Genomic DNA, 483 nt, shown 5'->3' on the forward strand with positions numbered 1-483 from the left:
TTTAAAGAAAAAATAGAAGAAATAAAAGATGCTGTTTCTCATTTTGAAGAGGTTTATGCAGCGGGTGAAAAATGGATTGATGAGAATATAGATGTTTTAAAAAATACTAAAGAAATCCGGATCACTGGTCCAGAAAGTTTATACGGTGATACATTAGAAAGTGCACTTAAACTTCTTGAAACACTTCGTTGTCCAGTTACTGGGTATGAATTTGAAGAATTTATTCACGGTATCTATAATGCAATTGATGAAAATTCTACAGTATTCATTCTTGACAATGGCGAAGAAAAAAGAACTCAAAAGATGAAAGAAGTGTTATCTGATTGGTCGCCAAATGTATTTGTAATTTCTAATAAACAAGTAGATTACGCAGATTTGTATATTCCAACTACTCAGCTTAAAGGAATGGAAACATTTAACTTTATTATCCCGCTTCAATTGATGTGTTCGAAAGTTCCTCATGCACTTGGATATGATCCATCT

Annotated in this window: 1 pseudogene; it reads left to right on the forward strand. The window is 32.1% G+C overall.

The window, feature by feature from the left end:
- Nucleotides 1-483 (forward strand): annotated as a pseudogene (locus tag RT405_RS03330) (phosphosugar isomerase); the annotation flags it as partial.

The sequence above is a fragment of the Carnobacterium sp. genome (assembly GCF_032094055.1).
Lineage (GTDB): Bacteria > Bacillota > Bacilli > Lactobacillales > Carnobacteriaceae > Carnobacterium_A.